The sequence below is a fragment of the Streptomyces sp. WM6378 genome (genome assembly GCF_001279695.1).
Lineage (GTDB): Bacteria > Actinomycetota > Actinomycetes > Streptomycetales > Streptomycetaceae > Streptomyces.
The window spans coordinates 92,499-107,625 of sequence record NZ_LGDD01000047.1; the positions used below are offsets into that span (position 1 = coordinate 92,499).

Annotated in this window: 16 protein-coding genes and 2 tRNA genes; 13 read left to right on the forward strand and 5 right to left on the reverse strand. The window is 69.9% G+C overall.

All coding sequences use genetic code 11. The features are described 5' to 3' along the window. The first annotated feature begins 6 nt into the window (after window positions 1-6). The 3 genes from gyrA (at window position 7) to ADK54_RS07425 (ending at window position 3,411) form a co-directional block, all read left to right on the forward strand. Window positions 7-2,604 carry a DNA gyrase subunit A gene (gyrA, locus tag ADK54_RS07415; RefSeq protein WP_053724728.1) on the forward strand — a complete coding sequence of 866 codons (2,598 nt, stop codon included), beginning with the start codon at window positions 7-9 and terminating at the stop codon, window positions 2,602-2,604. Window positions 2,605-2,607: 3 nt separating this feature from the next. After that, the gene (locus tag ADK54_RS07420) at window positions 2,608-3,240 is read left to right on the forward strand and encodes a DUF3566 domain-containing protein (RefSeq protein ID WP_078966185.1); all 633 of its coding nucleotides are present in this window, start codon (window positions 2,608-2,610) and stop codon (window positions 3,238-3,240) included. Between the two features lie 97 nt (window positions 3,241-3,337). Continuing rightward, window positions 3,338-3,411, forward strand: a tRNA-Ile gene (locus ADK54_RS07425). 289 nt (window positions 3,412-3,700) lie between these two features. On the opposite strand, the gene ADK54_RS07430 is transcribed toward ADK54_RS07425, so the two are convergent. Continuing rightward, on the reverse strand, window positions 3,701-4,129 hold the full coding sequence (locus tag ADK54_RS07430) for a DUF6344 domain-containing protein (RefSeq protein ID WP_063801911.1): 429 nt from the start codon (window positions 4,127-4,129) through the stop codon (window positions 3,701-3,703). Between the two features lie 222 nt (window positions 4,130-4,351). On the opposite strand from ADK54_RS07430, the gene ADK54_RS47325 reads away from it, so the two are divergent. Both ADK54_RS47325 and ADK54_RS07435 read left to right on the forward strand, forming a co-directional pair. Beyond that, on the forward strand, window positions 4,352-4,486 hold the full coding sequence (locus ADK54_RS47325) for a DLW-39 family protein (protein WP_003958712.1): 135 nt from the start codon (window positions 4,352-4,354) through the stop codon (window positions 4,484-4,486). A 137-nt stretch (window positions 4,487-4,623) separates the two neighbouring features. Continuing rightward, window positions 4,624-5,916, forward strand: coding sequence for a hypothetical protein (locus tag ADK54_RS07435; RefSeq protein WP_063801912.1), 1,293 nt, complete (start codon window positions 4,624-4,626; stop codon window positions 5,914-5,916). Between the two features lie 20 nt (window positions 5,917-5,936). On the opposite strand, the gene ADK54_RS07440 is transcribed toward ADK54_RS07435, so the two are convergent. Both ADK54_RS07440 and ADK54_RS07445 read right to left on the reverse strand, forming a co-directional pair. After that, a complete protein-coding gene (locus tag ADK54_RS07440) occupies window positions 5,937-7,238 on the reverse strand; it encodes a serine/threonine-protein kinase (protein ID WP_420717270.1) in 1,302 nt (433 codons plus the stop codon). A 30-nt stretch (window positions 7,239-7,268) separates the two neighbouring features. Next, the gene (locus tag ADK54_RS07445; protein ID WP_053724731.1) at window positions 7,269-7,817 is read right to left on the reverse strand and encodes a helix-turn-helix domain-containing protein; all 549 of its coding nucleotides are present in this window, start codon (window positions 7,815-7,817) and stop codon (window positions 7,269-7,271) included. 152 nt (window positions 7,818-7,969) lie between these two features. Between ADK54_RS07445 and ADK54_RS07450 the strand changes: the two genes are divergently transcribed. Beyond that, window positions 7,970-8,042: transfer RNA gene (locus ADK54_RS07450), tRNA-Ala, on the forward strand. A 364-nt stretch (window positions 8,043-8,406) separates the two neighbouring features. Here ADK54_RS07450 and ADK54_RS07455 read toward each other — a convergent pair. Continuing rightward, window positions 8,407-9,111 (reverse strand): DUF5324 family protein, encoded by a 705-nt coding sequence (locus tag ADK54_RS07455; RefSeq protein WP_420717271.1) that lies wholly within the window; start codon window positions 9,109-9,111, stop codon window positions 8,407-8,409. A 304-nt stretch (window positions 9,112-9,415) separates the two neighbouring features. Here ADK54_RS07455 and ADK54_RS07460 point away from each other — a divergent pair, with 304 nt between their 5' ends. Beyond that, entirely contained in the window at window positions 9,416-9,949 is a 534-nt protein-coding gene (locus tag ADK54_RS07460; RefSeq protein WP_053724733.1) for a peptidylprolyl isomerase, read from the forward strand. An 85-nt stretch (window positions 9,950-10,034) separates the two neighbouring features. Further along, a complete protein-coding gene (locus ADK54_RS07465; RefSeq protein WP_053724734.1) occupies window positions 10,035-10,922 on the forward strand; it encodes a rhomboid family intramembrane serine protease in 888 nt (295 codons plus the stop codon). Between the two features lie 277 nt (window positions 10,923-11,199). On the opposite strand, the gene crgA is transcribed toward ADK54_RS07465, so the two are convergent. Next, window positions 11,200-11,454 carry a cell division protein CrgA gene (gene crgA / locus ADK54_RS07470; RefSeq protein ID WP_053724735.1) on the reverse strand — a complete coding sequence of 85 codons (255 nt, stop codon included), beginning with the start codon at window positions 11,452-11,454 and terminating at the stop codon, window positions 11,200-11,202. Window positions 11,455-11,591: 137 nt separating this feature from the next. Between crgA and ADK54_RS07475 the strand changes: the two genes are divergently transcribed. From ADK54_RS07475 to ADK54_RS07495, 5 genes are all read left to right on the forward strand, one after another. Beyond that, window positions 11,592-12,371 carry a DUF881 domain-containing protein gene (locus tag ADK54_RS07475; RefSeq protein WP_078966187.1) on the forward strand — a complete coding sequence of 260 codons (780 nt, stop codon included), beginning with the start codon at window positions 11,592-11,594 and terminating at the stop codon, window positions 12,369-12,371. A gap of 22 nt (window positions 12,372-12,393) precedes the next feature. Next, window positions 12,394-13,077: a class E sortase gene (locus ADK54_RS07480; protein WP_053724736.1), complete on the forward strand. Its 684-nt coding sequence runs from the start codon at window positions 12,394-12,396 to the stop codon at window positions 13,075-13,077. Window positions 13,078-13,145: 68 nt separating this feature from the next. Continuing rightward, window positions 13,146-13,325 (forward strand): hypothetical protein, encoded by a 180-nt coding sequence (locus tag ADK54_RS07485; protein WP_053724737.1) that lies wholly within the window; start codon window positions 13,146-13,148, stop codon window positions 13,323-13,325. Beyond that, a complete protein-coding gene (locus ADK54_RS07490; RefSeq protein ID WP_053724738.1) occupies window positions 13,322-13,960 on the forward strand; it encodes an aminodeoxychorismate/anthranilate synthase component II in 639 nt (212 codons plus the stop codon). The genes ADK54_RS07485 and ADK54_RS07490 overlap by 4 nt, the downstream gene beginning before the upstream one ends. Then, a complete protein-coding gene (locus tag ADK54_RS07495; RefSeq protein ID WP_078966188.1) occupies window positions 13,891-15,102 on the forward strand; it encodes a class E sortase in 1,212 nt (403 codons plus the stop codon). Before ADK54_RS07490 ends, ADK54_RS07495 begins: the two co-directional genes overlap by 70 nt. The last annotated feature ends 25 nt before the right edge of the window (window positions 15,103-15,127 follow it).

The window sequence follows — 15,127 nt, forward strand, 5'->3', positions numbered from 1 at the left end:
CCAGCAATGGCCGACGAGAACACTCCCGCGACCACTGAATCCACCGAGGAAGACCCTGTACTGCGCATCGAGCCCGTCGGGCTCGAAACGGAGATGCAGCGCTCCTACCTCGACTACGCGATGTCCGTCATCGTGTCGCGCGCGCTGCCGGACGTGCGGGACGGCCTGAAGCCCGTCCACCGCCGTGTGCTGTACGCGATGTACGACGGCGGCTACCGGCCCGAGAAGGGCTTCTACAAGTGCGCCCGCGTCGTCGGCGACGTCATGGGTACGTACCACCCGCACGGCGACTCCTCGATCTACGACGCGCTCGTCCGCCTCGCCCAGCACTGGTCGATGCGCATGCCGCTGGTGGACTCCAACGGCAACTTCGGCTCCCCCGGCAACGACCCGGCCGCCGCCATGCGGTACACCGAGTGCAAACTGATGCCGCTGGCCATGGAGATGGTCCGGGACATCGACGAGGAGACCGTCGACTTCCAGGACAACTACGACGGCCGCAACCAGGAGCCGACGGTCCTGCCCGCGCGGTTCCCGAACCTCCTGGTCAACGGCTCGGCCGGCATCGCGGTGGGCATGGCCACCAACATCCCGCCGCACAACCTGCGCGAGGTCGCCGAGGGCGCCCAGTGGTACCTGGCGAACCCGGAGGCCTCCCACGAGGAGCTCCTGGACGCGCTGATCGAGCGCATCAAGGGCCCCGACTTCCCGACTGGCGCGCTGGTAGTGGGCCGCAAGGGCATCGAGGAGGCGTACCGCACCGGTCGTGGCTCCATCACGATGCGCGCGGTCGTCGCGGTCGAGGAGATCCAGAACCGCCAGTGCCTGGTGGTCACCGAGCTGCCCTACCAGGTCAATCCGGACAACCTCGCGCAGAAGATCGCCGACCTGGTCAAGGACGGCAAGGTCGGCGGCATCGCGGACGTCCGCGACGAGACCTCCTCGCGCACCGGTCAGCGCCTGGTGATCGTCCTGAAGCGGGACGCGGTCGCCAAGGTCGTCCTGAACAACCTGTACAAGCACACCGACCTGCAGACCAACTTCGGCGCCAACATGCTGGCGCTGGTCGACGGTGTGCCGCGCACGCTCTCGATCGACGCGTTCATCCGCCACTGGGTGACGCACCAGATCGAGGTCATCGTCCGGCGCACGAAGTTCCGGCTGCGCAAGGCCGAGGAGCGGGCCCACATCCTGCGCGGCCTGCTCAAGGCGCTCGACGCGATCGACGAGGTCATCGCGCTGATCCGGCGCAGCGACACCGTCGACGTCGCGCGCGAGGGCCTCATGGGCCTGCTCTCCATCGACGAGATCCAGGCCAACGCCATCCTTGAGATGCAGCTGCGCCGGCTCGCCGCCCTGGAGCGCCAGAAGATCGTCGCCGAGCACGACGAGCTCCAGGCGAAGATCAACGAGTACAACGCGATCCTCGCCTCGCCGGAGAAGCAGCGGGCGATCGTCAGTGAGGAACTGGCCGCGATCGTCGACAAGTTCGGCGACGACCGGCGCTCGGCCCTGGTGCCGTTCGACGGCGACATGTCCATCGAGGACCTGATCGCCGAAGAGGACATCGTCGTCACCATCACCAACGGCGGCTACGTCAAGCGCACCAAGACCGAGGATTACCGCTCGCAGAAGCGCGGCGGCAAGGGCGTACGCGGCACCAAGCTGAAGCAGGACGACATCGTCGACCACTTCTTCGTGTCCACCACGCACCACTGGCTGCTGTTCTTCACCAACAAGGGCCGCGTCTACCGGGCCAAGGCATACGAACTGCCGGACGCCGGACGCGACGCGCGCGGCCAGCACGTCGCCAACCTGCTCGCGTTCCAGCCGGACGAGAAGATCGCCCAGATCCTCGCGATCCGCGACTACGACGCGGCGCCCTATCTGATCCTGGCCACCAAGGCCGGCCTGGTGAAGAAGACGCCTCTGAAGGACTACGACTCGCCCCGTTCGGGTGGTGTCATCGCCATCAATCTGCGGGAGACCGCGGACGGCGGCGACGACGAACTGATCGGCGCGGAGCTCGTGTCGGCCGAGGACGATCTGCTGCTCGTCAGCAAGAAGGCGCAGTCCATCCGCTTCACGGCGACGGACGACGCGCTGCGCCCGATGGGCCGCGCCACGTCCGGCGTCAAGGGGATGAGTTTCCGCGAGGGAGACGAACTGCTCTCGATGAATGTCGTCCGGCCCGGTACGTTCGTCTTCACCGCAACCGATGGCGGGTACGCGAAGCGCACTCCCGTCGACGAGTACCGCGTCCAGGGTCGCGGCGGCCTCGGCATCAAGGCCGCCAAGATCGTGGAGGACCGGGGCTCGCTGGTCGGCGCGCTGGTGGTCGAGGAGAGCGACGAAATCCTCGCCATCACGCTCGGCGGCGGTGTGATTCGCACGCGAGTCAACGAGGTCAGGGAGACGGGCCGTGACACCATGGGCGTCCAACTGATCAACCTGGGCAAGCGCGATGCCGTGGTCGGCATCGCCCGTAACGCCGAGGCGGGCAGCGAGGCCGCAGAGGTCGACGGGGCCGACGACGCCGAGGGCGCTACTGCCGAGTCTGCTGCCGAGGGCGCCCAGCCCTCGGCCGGGGAGCACGAGGAGTAAAGCGTGAGTGGAGCCACGGGCGCCGGAGCGGCCGCTTCCGGAGCGAACGGTGCCCGTGGCTCTGCCGCGGACTCCCAGGGGGTAACGGTGACGGACACCCGGGGGCCTCAGGGCCGCGCGGAGTACGAGAGCGGGGCGCTGCCCGGCGAGCGCGGGAAGCCGGCCGGCGGCCAGCAGCCCTATCACCCGCCGCAGGCCTACCCCGCGCCGCAGCGCGGCGCCGAGGGCGTGCGTCGGCCGCGCACCGGGGCACGTACGGCGCCCCGTACGCGCAAGGCACGGCTGCGGGTGTCCAAGGCCGACCCCTGGTCGGTGATGAAGGTCAGCTTCCTGCTGTCCATCGCGCTCGGCATCTGCACGGTGATCGCGGCCGCGGTGCTGTGGATGGTCATGGACGCCATGGGCGTGTTCTCCACGGTCGGCGGCACGATCAGCGAGGCCACCGGCTCGAACGAGTCCAACGGCTTCGACCTCCAGTCCTTCCTGTCGCTGCCGCGGGTGCTGCTCTTCACCTCGGTCATCGCGGTGATCGACGTGGTGCTCGCCACGGCGCTGGCGACGCTGGGAGCGTTCATCTACAACCTCTCGGCGGGCTTCGTGGGCGGCATCGAGCTCACGCTGGCCGAGGACGAGTAGCCGCAGTTCACAGCCGCTCGGCTATCGATTTTGGGACTGGCCGTCCCGTGCGCTAATCTTCAGAGGTCAGCGCGCGGGACATCCCGCAAAGCGCGGCGGGGCTATAGCTCAGTTGGTTAGAGCGCATCCCTGATAAGGATGAGGCCACAGGTTCAAATCCTGTTAGCCCCACAGTGACGAAGACCCCCGAGGCGAAAGCCCGGGGGTCTTCGGCGTTCGCGGGGGCGGGTGCGGTTGCTCAGGGGCCGGTGGTGGTCCCGGCTTCGGGCGCCTTGCGGACCGTACGGCAGTGGTGTGCGCCGGGGCCGGGCGGGCCGGGTGGTGCACGGGGAGGGCGCGGGCGCCCGGGGCCGGACAGCGGGGAATCCGAATCCGTGCGGCCCATGGCCCCCGGGACACCGAAGAGCCCGGCAACTCGGGGGAGTTGCCGGGCTCGCAGCTCGGGCGGAGCGTGGTGGGATCAGCGGGAAGGGCCCTCGGCCCCGGCCGAGTCGTCGGGGGCCTGCGCGGCGGTGTCGCCGCCGGACGCCGACGGGCTGTCGGGGGCTTCCACCCCGGTGTCGCCGCCGGGCGTCGACGGGTCGTAGGACGGGTCGTCGGACGAGTCGCGGTCGTCGGCGCGGTGGCGCGAAGAGGGCGAGGCGCCGTGGGCCTCGGCGCGGATGCGCTGCTTCATGGTGGGCGGCAGGGCGGATGCGGCGGGCACGGCCCAATGCACGGCCGGCGCAACGGGGATGTCCGGTTCGCTGCGGTTGTACGTCGCGCTGTGCTGGGGTACGGAAGCCGCGGGGGCGGCGGTGGCCTGGCCGGCCAGGCCGAGGGAGGCGAGGAGGGCGACGAGCGCCCCGATGAGTGCGGTCCACCAGGTCGTGAGCTTGCTGGTTGCCATGACGTCCTCGCTTCTTCCGTAAGCAGTGTGTGCTGATGGCTTGCCCGAATTGCGTTGTATCCGATGATGTGCGGGGGGCATGCGGGAGGCGAGGAGCGACGCACCGTATCGCCGGATCTTCCGATGAACTACACACGGATGGAGCATCACCGATTGATATCGATCGGTGTGTATAGTCGGGCGACAGAGGTCCCTTACGTCAAGGAAAGACGAGGTCGCGCGGTGAAGAAGCTTCTCCTGGTCGCACTGGCCGCCATCGGCGGGCTCCTCGTGTACCGCCAGATCCAGGCGGATCGCGCCGAGCAGGATCTGTGGACGGAGGCGACCGACTCCGTGCCCGCAGGTTCGGGTGTGTGAGACCGAAAGACCCGGTTGCGAAGCCCCGGCCACTGAGGTGGCCGGGGCTTCGTGCTGTCCCGGGGGACACCCCGGGCGCTGTTGAGTTCACGTGAGCAAATAGTTGACTTGCGAGGGCAAAGGTGGGGCGGGGCGACGTGAGGACGAGGCACAGCAGGTCCCGGCGGACGGCACGGCGGATCGGGGCGGCGATCGCCGCGCTCGGCGTGCTCCTGGCGGCGCCGGGGCCCGGGCACGCGGCCGGGCAACCGCCTTCGTACCGGTTTCCCGATGGCGTGCAGGACGTGTCGGGAGGTGCCAAGAACACCGACGGGCCGGTCCTGAAGGCCGACACCGCCTATAGGTCGGTCATCAAGCCCGGTGGCAAGCTCTATTTCCAGCTGATTCTGGACGGCGAGAACGACGCCTACGCGTCGGCGGTCGCCCTGCCGGGGCCGGCGGGCGCGAAGCTCGCCTACGGCGACTCCATCAAGGTGTCGCTCCAGGACGCGCACGGCGAGGACTGCGATTCCCAGCGCCGTTCGATCGGCTCGGCGCAATACCCGCACCCCATCGCCGCGTACGCCTACCGCGCCCTGCGCAAGAGCCTGTCGACCTGTCAGGAGCCGGGCACCTACTACATGGTGGTCGAGCGGGAGAGCGATGCGACCTCCACGCCCTCGGACTGGGGGCTCGACCTGAGCTACACGACCGAGCCCACCCGCAGCGGGGCCGGGCCGAGCACGGCGCCCTCCGGCTGGTCCTCCGCGTCACCGGCTCCGCAGGACGCAACCCCGCGCCGAGCCCATGGCGGCACCGGCTTCCACGATGCGACCGCCCTGTCCCAAGGGCAGTGGAAGGACGCCATCCGGCCGGGCGAGACGCTCTTCTACCGGGTGCCGCTCGACTGGGGCCGGCAACTCTTCGCCAGTGGAGGTTTGGGCAGCGTGTCGGCCGCCAAGGACGGCTACATCGGCACCGCCCTCTCCCTCCAGCTCTACAACCCCGCGCGGGGCTTCGTCTCCGGGGCGTCGGCGCCGTACGACGGAAAGCAGAAGGAGGCCGCGCTCGACCCCCTCGCGCCGGTCGCGTACGAGAACCGCTACTCGACCACCGACGAGACCTCGGCGATGCGGGTCAGCGGCTCCTACTACCTGGCCGTCTCCCTCAGCCCCGAGGTGGGGCAGACCTTCGGGAACGCGCCGTACGACCTGACGCTGCGCCTGACCGTACGGGGCGAGGCGACGGCCGGTCCGGCCTATGCGGGCCGCGCGCCCGACTTCGGGGCGGGCGGTTCCTCTGCCGGCGACAGCACGATGAAACTTGTCGCCGCCCTCGGAATCGGCACGGGCACGGTGCTCGTGGCCGGGCTCGGGGTGTGGACGCTGGTCGCCCGCAGGCGCGCGGCCGCCCCCGGCCCGCAGGGCTTCGGACCGCCCAGCGCCTGGTAGCCGGGACCCTCAGATCCGCGTCAGCGCCCAGAAGCCGACCGCGAAACACACCAGCGCCACCAGGAGCACCGGCACCACGGCCTTGGCGGGCGGCCCCGGCCGAGGCCGGGGTGCGGAGGGCCCGAAAGAGGTTCCCCGGACGGGAACTTGGGGCGGCACGGCCGCATTGGGGTACGGCGCCGTGTACGGGGTCGTCGCGGGCGTGGGCGGCGTCTGCTCGTGCTGCGGAGGGACGTACGCGGGGGGATGGCGCCGGGGACGGGCAGCGAAGGCATCTGGCCGGATGGCGACGGCCCGGACGTGAACTGCCGCGACCGCCCGGTCTGTTGGGGCTGGCCTTGCTCCATGCGCCCGTGCATGTCAGGCTGTTGTACGTCCTGCTGCCGTACGCCCTCCCTCCTTAAGGAGGCGGACGTTTCCGGGGACGGGGACGGGGCTGGGTTTTCGGGGCCCTGCTCGGCGAAGCCGGGGGGCAGGGGGCCGATCTGGTCGAAGACTTCGACGGGCTCCTCGTCCGGGTCCTGCTCGGGCAGCAGCTCCACCGCCGAGGCCAGCGCCTTGCGCGCCCCCGTGGCCGTGCGGAACCGGTTCTGCGGGTTTGGCTGGAGCAGCCCCGCGAGGACCTGCCAGAGGGGCTCGGGGATGCCCTGAGGGGCGCCGGGAGTGCCGTGGGCGGTGAAGTACTCGACGAGGGCCCGCGCGTCCGGCTTGCTGCCCTCCAGGAGGTAGAGCGCGACCAGGCCGACGGCGAACAGGTCGGCCGGGAAGTCGGGTTCGGCGCCCATCATCTGCTCGGGCGCGAAGTAACCAGGCGTCCCCACCACGTAGTTGGTCTCCGTGAGGCGGGGCTCGTCCTTGCGCATCGAGATGCCGAAGTCGGACAGCCGCAGATGGGGGCGGCCGCTTCCGGTGGCCTCCAGGAGGATGTTGGCCGGTTTGATGTCGCGGTGCACGACGCCCTCCGCGTGGACCGCGGCGAGGCCGGCCAGGAGCTGGTCGAGCAGGGTGCACACGAACCGGGGCGGCAACGGCCCGTAGTCGCCGATCAGATGGGCCAGCGAGCCGCCGCCGACCAGGTCCATGGTGAACAGGACCTGGTCGTCGTCGGCGGCCCAGCTGGCCGGTGCGAGCACGTGCGGGTGGTCGATCCTGAGAGCCTGCTCGCGGACGAACCGCAGCAGGGTGTGGGCATCGCTCTGCTGGAGCACCTTCGCCGCCACATAGCGGCGCCGGCGCCGGTCCCAGGCGCGCCAGACGGCTCCGGCCCCGCCCCGCCCGACCGGGTCGACCAGCTCGTACCGACCGGCGAAGACCTCGCCCACCCGATGCCCCCAGGATCGATCGGACCGTTGTCAGCTCTGGTGCGACTCGTAGTGCGAGACCGCCTCTGCGGTGCGACCCGCGCCGTACACCCGGAGGAACTCTGCCAGCTCGGGGTGGGCGGGGGCGAGGGTCTCGGCGGCGTCGATGATGTCGCCCGCGGCCGCCACAGAACGCAGCAGCGACTGGATCTCGCGCACCACACGTCGTACCGTCGGTGCGCCCGAACTGGACGTCGTCTGGCCGGTGTTGGTCAGCACCGAGCCTCCCTGGGACTTCTTGATCTCTTCCATCCGGTCGGTGGCCTCCACGGCGCTCACACTGCCGTCGGCGACCTGCCCCGCCAGGTCCTGGAGCGCCTGGACGCGCTGCACCACGGCCGGATTGCCGATCTTGGCGCGCTGCCCGCTCATCAGCTGCGACAGCATGGGCGCCGAGAGCCCCAGAACAGCGGCGAGCCGGGCCTGATTGAGCCCGAGGTCGTCTATCAGCCGTCGGAAGAGCGCCCCCAGTGGCTCCCCGTACCAGCTGCGCTGAAGCTCCCTGGCTCTGGCGGTCGCTTCCTGCTGTGCTGTGTCCATTGCGCGTCTCCCCATCGCTTCCCCATTGAGGCCGCTTCACGGGTGCGAACCTCGACGAGCATCTTACGGAGAGTGGTCGTTCACCGGGAGTCCCAATCCTTTTGCGAGATCCCCGGTTCCACCCGGTACTCTGGTCCCGCAACACCTCATCCGGGGCCTTAGCTCAGTTGGTAGAGCGCTGCCTTTGCAAGGCAGATGTCAGGAGTTCGAATCTCCTAGGCTCCACATCACTAGAGGTCCCCTGACCTGCGGAAACGCGGGGCAGGGGACCTTTTTCGTGCCCGGGGCGATCTTGGTTGTCGGGAGGGGACGCAGCCTGACGATGTCGTGAAGGCGGACGTCGAACCGCTACGCGGCGAAGGTGAGTTGGGGGTGGGAAGCGAGCGGACCTCGGTCTGATGGCGCGCCCGGTGGTCCGCTCGGTGACGTTCGTGGTCCTCGGCGGCGGCGCCTGGTGCCTGGTGCGGGCCGGAAAGCAGCGCGCCTGACGGCGGCGCGGCCAAGACGGACGCCCGGCGGCCTCAACAGGCCGCCGGGCGTCCGCCGCGTTTCGTGCCGATCGGTTCCGATCGGTGTCGCTCAGTTCTGCTCAGCGCCGTTCGTCGCGCTCCGCTGCCTCTTCCGCCGCTTGCTTGGCCTGGACCTCGGGATCGAGGGCGTCGGTCGCGCTGCCGTCCACGGAGGTGAGCGGGGGGCGGTCGGCGACCTCGGTCGGCTCCGGGGGCTCGACCAGCCAGTCCGGGTTGGCCTGCTTGTCCCACCACCGCCACGCGGCGAACGCGCCGCCCGCCAGGATGCCGAGGATCGCGAAGCCCTTGCAGGCGCGGGCCGCCGTGGCCCGGCGCCGGTGCTTGCGCGCGAGCTTCTCGATCTCCTGCGTCGTCACCTGCCCGCGCAGCGCCGCCAGGGCCGCCGCCGAGCGTGCCATGGCCTCCTCGCGCAGCGGCTGGGCGGCGGCGACCGCCTGTTCCACGCGCGGGGCGGCGTAGTCGGCGGCCTGCCGGGCGGCCCGGCGCGAGCGCTCCGCGGCCTGGTGGGCCACCTCGTCCACCCTCGCCGGAACGCGCGGCGCGAGGTGGACGTCGTACTGCTGCCGGGCCTGGGTGCGGGCCTGGGCCGCGGCCTTCGACACCTTCGGCGCGACGCGGACGCGCGCTTCCTGGGCGTAGTGCTGGGCATACTGTGCGGCCTGCTGCCTGGCCGAGTCGGCGTAGGGCGCCACCACTTCCGCGGCGTGCAGCACGCTCTCCTTCGCCGTTCCGGTCGCGGCGCGCACGCTCTCCATGCGGGTCACGTGATCCTCCTCCTTGGTGGCGGTTCGGTATGTCGCCTTTCCACCCATCTCGAAATCATGCCTGTCCTGCGGGTACCCGGCATGTGCTCAAAGGCATCCGGGTGGGCATCGAGTCTTCGAAGCACCTGGGGGCGCGGTGCGGGGCGCAGTACTGGAGGGAGCTTGCCGTCGACAATGCCACGGTTGCGGGCAGTACGGGACCGTTCAGCGGGTATCTGTCGGTAACCGGGCGCTTTCCCGTTCGCCGGTGCGGTCCGTGCGAGGATCGTGGGACGTCAGCGCAGACCTCTAAGGAAGGCAGATCGTGGCCGAGCAGCTTTACGCCACCCTGAAGACCAACCAGGGCGACATCGAGATTCGGCTCCTGCCGAACCACGCACCCAAGACGGTCAAGAACTTCGTGGAACTCGCCAAGGGCGAGCGCGAGTGGACGAACCCGGCGACCGGCCAGAAGACCACGGACCCGCTGTACGACGGCACCGTCTTCCACCGCGTGATCAGCGGCTTCATGATCCAGGGCGGCGATCCGCTGGGCAACGGCACCGGCGGCCCGGGCTACGAGTTCGCCGACGAGTTCCACCCGGACCTCGGCTTCGACAAGCCGTACCTCCTTGCCATGGCCAACGCAGGCCCGGCCACCAACGGCTCGCAGTTCTTCATCACCGTGTCGCCCACCGCGTGGCTGACCCGCAAGCACACCATCTTCGGCGAGGTCTCGAACGACGCGGGCCGCAAGGTGGTGGACGCCATCGCCGCCGCCAAGACCAACCCGCGCACCGACCGCCCGGTCGACGACGTGGTCATCCAGTCGGTCGTCGTGGAGACCCGCGAAGGCTGATCTCCGGCTCCGCAGGGAACCTTTCCGCCCCGCCCGTCCGTATGACGGGCGGGGCGGAGCTGCTGCACGAGGACGAGGGAGCCCGATGAACCAGGACGAGGATCAGGCGCGGCAGGCCGGCCTGCCCAGCTGCTACCGGCACCCCGGGGTGCACACCGGCATCAGCTGTGCCCGCTGCGAGCGCCCGATCTGCCCCGAGTGCATGATCAGCGCGTCGGTCGGCTTCCAGTGCCCCGAATGCGTACGCTCCGGCTCCGGCACCGGTCACGCCCCCACCGCGAACCAGCCGCGCACGCTGGCCGGCGGGGTCCTGGCGGCGGGCGACCCGCAGCTGTTCACCAAGATCCTCATCGGGATCAACGTCGCCCTGTTCCTGGTGCAGGAGACGGTCGGGGACCGGTTCACCGACGCGTTCTTCCTCCTTGGCCGGGCCGGCATCCCTGGCTTCGACGGCGTGCAGGGTGTCGCCGAGGGCCAGTGGTACCGCCTGCTGACCTCGATGTTCCTGCACGGCGGCATCGCCCACATCGCCTTCAACATGCTCAGTCTGTGGTGGCTCGGCGGCCCCCTGGAGGCCGCGCTCGGCCGGGCCCGCTATCTCGCGCTGTACTTCGTGTCGGGCCTGGCGGGCGGCGCGCTGACGTACCTGCTCGCCGCCTCCAACGAGCCCTCGCTCGGCGCGTCCGGCGCGATCTTCGGCCTGTTCGGTGCCATGGCGGTGCTGATGCGGCGGATGAAGTACGACATGCGGCCGGTCATCGGGCTGCTCGTGGTCAACCTGATCATCACGTTCGCGTGGTCGGGCATCGCCTGGCAGGCCCATGTGGGCGGTCTGGTCTCCGGCGTCCTGGTCGGCATCGGCATGGTCCACGCCCCTGCCGAGCGGCGCGGTCTCGCGCAGTGGGGGACCTGCGCGCTGGTGCTCGCGGTCTCGGCCGTCATCGTGGTGATCCGCACCGCGCAGCTCACCTGACCACAACGGGTACGAGCTTTCCCCAGAGTTGTCCACAGCGAGTGCTCGAACTTGTGCACCGGGTGGGGAACGCCTGCGCCCCTCGCTCCTGGCCTGGGTCTTTCCAGGCGGGGCAAGGGGCGTATGGGCTGTGGAGGCCGGTGGAACCAGTCACACCGGCGTCAACCTTCCGGAAGTTATCCACAGATCGTCTGAGTTATCCACTCCCCGTGGATAGCGCTGTGGATAACTGGGGGCAGAGCTTGCTTTCGCCGCTCCCGCCCCTACGTGAACAGCGCTACTTCCACTGCGTGGACACGCCGAAGCCGCCCGCGATGAAGCCGAAGCCGACGACGATGTTCCAGTTGCCGAGCGCCTTGAGCGGTAGGTCGCCCTCGGTCACATAGAAGAGGACGATCCAGGCGAGCCCGATGAGGAAGAACGCCAGCATCACCGGGGCCACCCAGCCGCGGCTGCCCAGTTTGATGGCGGTCGCCTGCTTCGCGGGCGGCGGCGTGAAATCGGCCTTCTTGCGGATACGTGACTTCGGCACGAGGAACTCTCCTGTCGATGCGCTGCGTGACCGCGCAGGGAACTGTGGCGGCGCCGGGGGACTGGACTGCGGGGGAAGCCTCCCCCAAGCGTCCGTTAGCGTAGTGCTTCCGTGGCGCCGAAGGAGATAAGGGTACGTTGAGCAATTCTGCCGACTCCCCCGACGGGGTCCCCGAGCAGCCCCGGCGCCGCCTGCGCGCCCGCCCCGTACGGCTGCTCTCCGCCGCCGTGTTCGCGCTCGCCGGCCTCATCTTCGTCACCAGCTTCAACACGGCCAAGGGCACCAACATCCGCACCGACGCGTCGCTCCTGAAGCTGTCGGACCTGATCAAACAGCGCGACCACAAGAACAAGGAACTCGGCGATTCCACCGCGGCGCTGCGCGGCGACGTCGACGCGCTCGCCCAGCGCGACGATGGCTCCACCAAGGCCCAGGACCAGCTCCTCAACGGGCTCAAGGACGCCTCGGGCACCGCGCCGGTCTCCGGCAAGGGCCTGACCGTCACGCTCAACGACGCCCCGCCCAACGCCACCGCCGCCCCCGGCTACCCGGCCCCGCAGGCCAACGACCTCGTCATCCACCAGCAGGACCTGCAGGCCGTCGTCAACGCGCTGTGGCAGGGCGGCGCCCAGGGCATCCAGGTCATGGACCAGCGCCTGATCGCCACCAGCGCGGTGCGCTGCGTCGGCAACACCCTGATCCTCCAGGGCCGCGTCTACTCGCCCCCGTACAAGATCACGGCGGTCGGGGACACCGGGAAGCTGCGCGGGGCGCTCGGCGCCTCCAAGGCGATCCAGAACTACCAGCTGTACGTGAAGGCCTACGGGCTCGGCTGGAAAGTCGACGAGCACAAGACGATGACTCTCGCCGCCTACTCGGGCACAGTGGATCTCCACTACGCGAAACCGGTGAAGTAGCGCGCGGGAGGGGGCATCTCCGATGTCCGTGCGGATCGTCGTGAGGACCTTCAGCGAGCTGTGCCTGACCGTCGGCACCCTGATCGTCCTGTTCGTCGCGTACCTCCTGTACTGGACGGGCGTGAAGGCCGACAGCGCCGCGAGCGACCAGATATCCGGCCTGCAGCAGCAGTGGGCCCAGAGCCCGCCGCCCCGCCCGGCCGCACCGCAGAAGGCCGCCCCGCCGCCCGCGTACACCGAAGGCCGCTCCTTCGCCGTCATGTACATCCCCCGGCTCGGCGAGGGCTGGCACAAGCCCGTCCTCGAAGGCACCGCCGTCAAGGACCTCCAGAAGGGCCTCGGCCACTACGCCAACACCACCCGGCTCGGCCAGCAGGGCAACTTCTCCGTCGCCGGCCACCGGCGCACCTACGGCGACCCGTTCAAGGACTTCCCGCAACTGCGGCCCGGCGACGCGGTCGTCCTGCGCGACGACACCACCTGGTACACCTACCGCATCGACAACAAGCCCTACCGGACCGTGCCCAGCGACGTCGGCGTCATCGACCCCGTCCCCGCCGAGTCGCCGTTCCGTTCACCGGGCCGCTATCTGACCCTCACCACCTGCGACCCGGAGTGGGGCAGCAGCCACCGGCTGATCGCCTGGGGACACCTCGACTCCACCCAGCCCGTGACGCAGGGCAAACCCACAGCTTTGGACGGCTGACCCCACACCACAGCCCGGCCCCTTAGTCTGGTGCCGTAACGATCGTCGGAAGGGACAGCGGGGACAGCATGTACGGCTGGATCTGGCGGCATCTGCCGGGCAACGCGTGGCTGCGGGCGCTCATCTCGCTCGCGATGGTGCTCGTGATCGTCTACGTGCTCTTCCAGTACGTCTTCCCGTGGGCGGAGCCGCTGCTCCCGTTCAACGACGTGACGGTGGACCAGGGGATGGGGACGGCAGCCCGGTGAGCGCGCGCATTCTCGTAGTCGACAACTACGACAGCTTCGTCTTCAACCTGGTCCAGTACCTGTACCAGCTCGGCGCCGAGTGCGAGGTCGTCCGCAACGACGAGGTCTCCCTCGAACACGCCCAGGACGGCTTCGACGGCGTCCTGCTCTCCCCCGGCCCCGGCGCCCCCGAACAGGCGGGCGTCTGCGTCGACATGGTGCGCCACTGCGCCGCAACCGGCGTCCCCGTCTTCGGCGTCTGTCTCGGTATGCAGTCGATGATGGTCGCGTACGGCGGCGTCGTGGGCCGGGCCCCCGAGCTGCTGCACGGCAAGACGTCGCCGGTGCTGCACCAGGGCACAGGCGTTTTCGCGGGGCTCCCCTCTCCCTTCACGGCGACCCGCTACCACTCGCTGGCCGCCGAGCCGGCGACCCTGCCGGGCGAGCTCGAAGTCACCGCCCGCACCGAGGACGGCATCATCATGGGGCTGCGCCACCGTGAACTGCCGGTCGAGGGCGTCCAGTTCCACCCCGAGTCGGTCCTGACCGAGCACGGTCACCGCATGCTGGCCAACTGGCTGGTCCGATGCGGGGACGCGGGGGCCGTCGAGCGGTCGGCGGGGCTCGCGCCGGTGGTGGGCAAGGCCGCAGCGTGACTGCGGTGCGTCCGGAGCACGAGTACGACCCGCTGACGGACCCGCTGCCACCGGGCGGGCACGGATCGCCCTGGTTCCGGACCGACAACCTGCCGCCCGAGGCTTCAGCCCCCGTACAGGAGCCCGTATCCGGGCCTGTGGCCGAGCCTTTGGCGGCGCCCGCCACCGAGCCGCTGACGGAACCTCAGGAGTGGTACGAGCCGGGCCCCGCGGCCTATCAACAGGACTGGTACCCCGCGCAGGAGCCGATAGCCGAGCCGGTCGCGCCGGACTTCCGGGCCGAGCCTGAGATACCCGTCTCGGAACCGATATCGGTCCCCTCGGCCACCGCGGTCCCGCCGGCCACCGGAGGGCGGGCCGAGCGGCGCAGGGCCGCCAAGGGCAAGGGACGCGCGGCTCCCACCCCCGCTCCCGAGCCGGACGGGCGGCGGCTCACCCGGGCCGAGGCGCGGCGGGCGGCCAAGGCGCGCAAGGACAGCGCCGCCGTGATCGCCAGCCGGGTCGTGGGCGAAGCGTTCATCACGCTGGGCGTGGTGATGCTCCTGTTCGTGACGTACCAGCTGTGGTGGACCAACGTCCGCGCACATCAGGAGGCGGGCAGCGCCGCCAAGAAGATCGCGCAGGACTGGGCGGACGGCCGCAAGCCGGGCACGTTCGCGCCCGGCCAGGGCTTCGCCATCATGCACATCCCCAAGCTGGACATCGTCGCCCCCATCGCGCAGGGCACCAGCAAGGCGAAGGTCCTCGACAAGGGCATGATCGGCCACTACGACGAGGGCTCCCTCAAGACGGCCATGCCCGCGGACGCGACCGGCAACTTCGCGGTCGCCGCCCACCGCAACACCCACGGCGAGCCGTTCCGGTACATCAACCGGCTGAAGGCGGGCGACAAGGTCGTCGTCGAGACGCAGGACGCGTACTACACCTACGAGATCACCAGCGAGCTCCCGCAGACCTCGCCGGCGAACGTGTCGGTGCTCAAGCCGATCCCCGTCGGATCCGGATTCACCAAGCCCGGCCGCTATCTGACGCTGACGACATGTACGCCGGAATTCACGAGTACCTACCGGCTGATCGTGTGGGGCAAGATGGTCGACGACCGACCGCGCAGCAAGGGCAAGCCCGACGCGCTCGTGGAATGACCGAACGGACAGCAGGGGCGGGTGC

Bases quoted from the DNA above. Each gene is read 5' to 3' on its own strand.
- gyrA (WP_053724728.1), top strand. From the start codon at position 7: ATGGCCGACGAGAACACTCCCGCGACCACTGAATCCACCGAGGAAGAC.
- ADK54_RS07430 (WP_063801911.1), bottom strand. From the start codon at position 4,129: ATGGCAACCAGCAAGCTCACGACCTGGTGGACCGCACTCATCGGGGCG.
- ADK54_RS07445 (WP_053724731.1), bottom strand. From the start codon at position 7,817: ATGGACACAGCACAGCAGGAAGCGACCGCCAGAGCCAGGGAGCTTCAG.
- ADK54_RS07465 (WP_053724734.1), top strand. From the start codon at position 10,035: ATGAACCAGGACGAGGATCAGGCGCGGCAGGCCGGCCTGCCCAGCTGC.
- ADK54_RS07480 (WP_053724736.1), top strand. From the start codon at position 12,394: ATGTCCGTGCGGATCGTCGTGAGGACCTTCAGCGAGCTGTGCCTGACC.
- ADK54_RS07485 (WP_053724737.1), top strand. From the start codon at position 13,146: ATGTACGGCTGGATCTGGCGGCATCTGCCGGGCAACGCGTGGCTGCGG.
- ADK54_RS07495 (WP_078966188.1), top strand. From the start codon at position 13,891: ATGCGGGGACGCGGGGGCCGTCGAGCGGTCGGCGGGGCTCGCGCCGGT.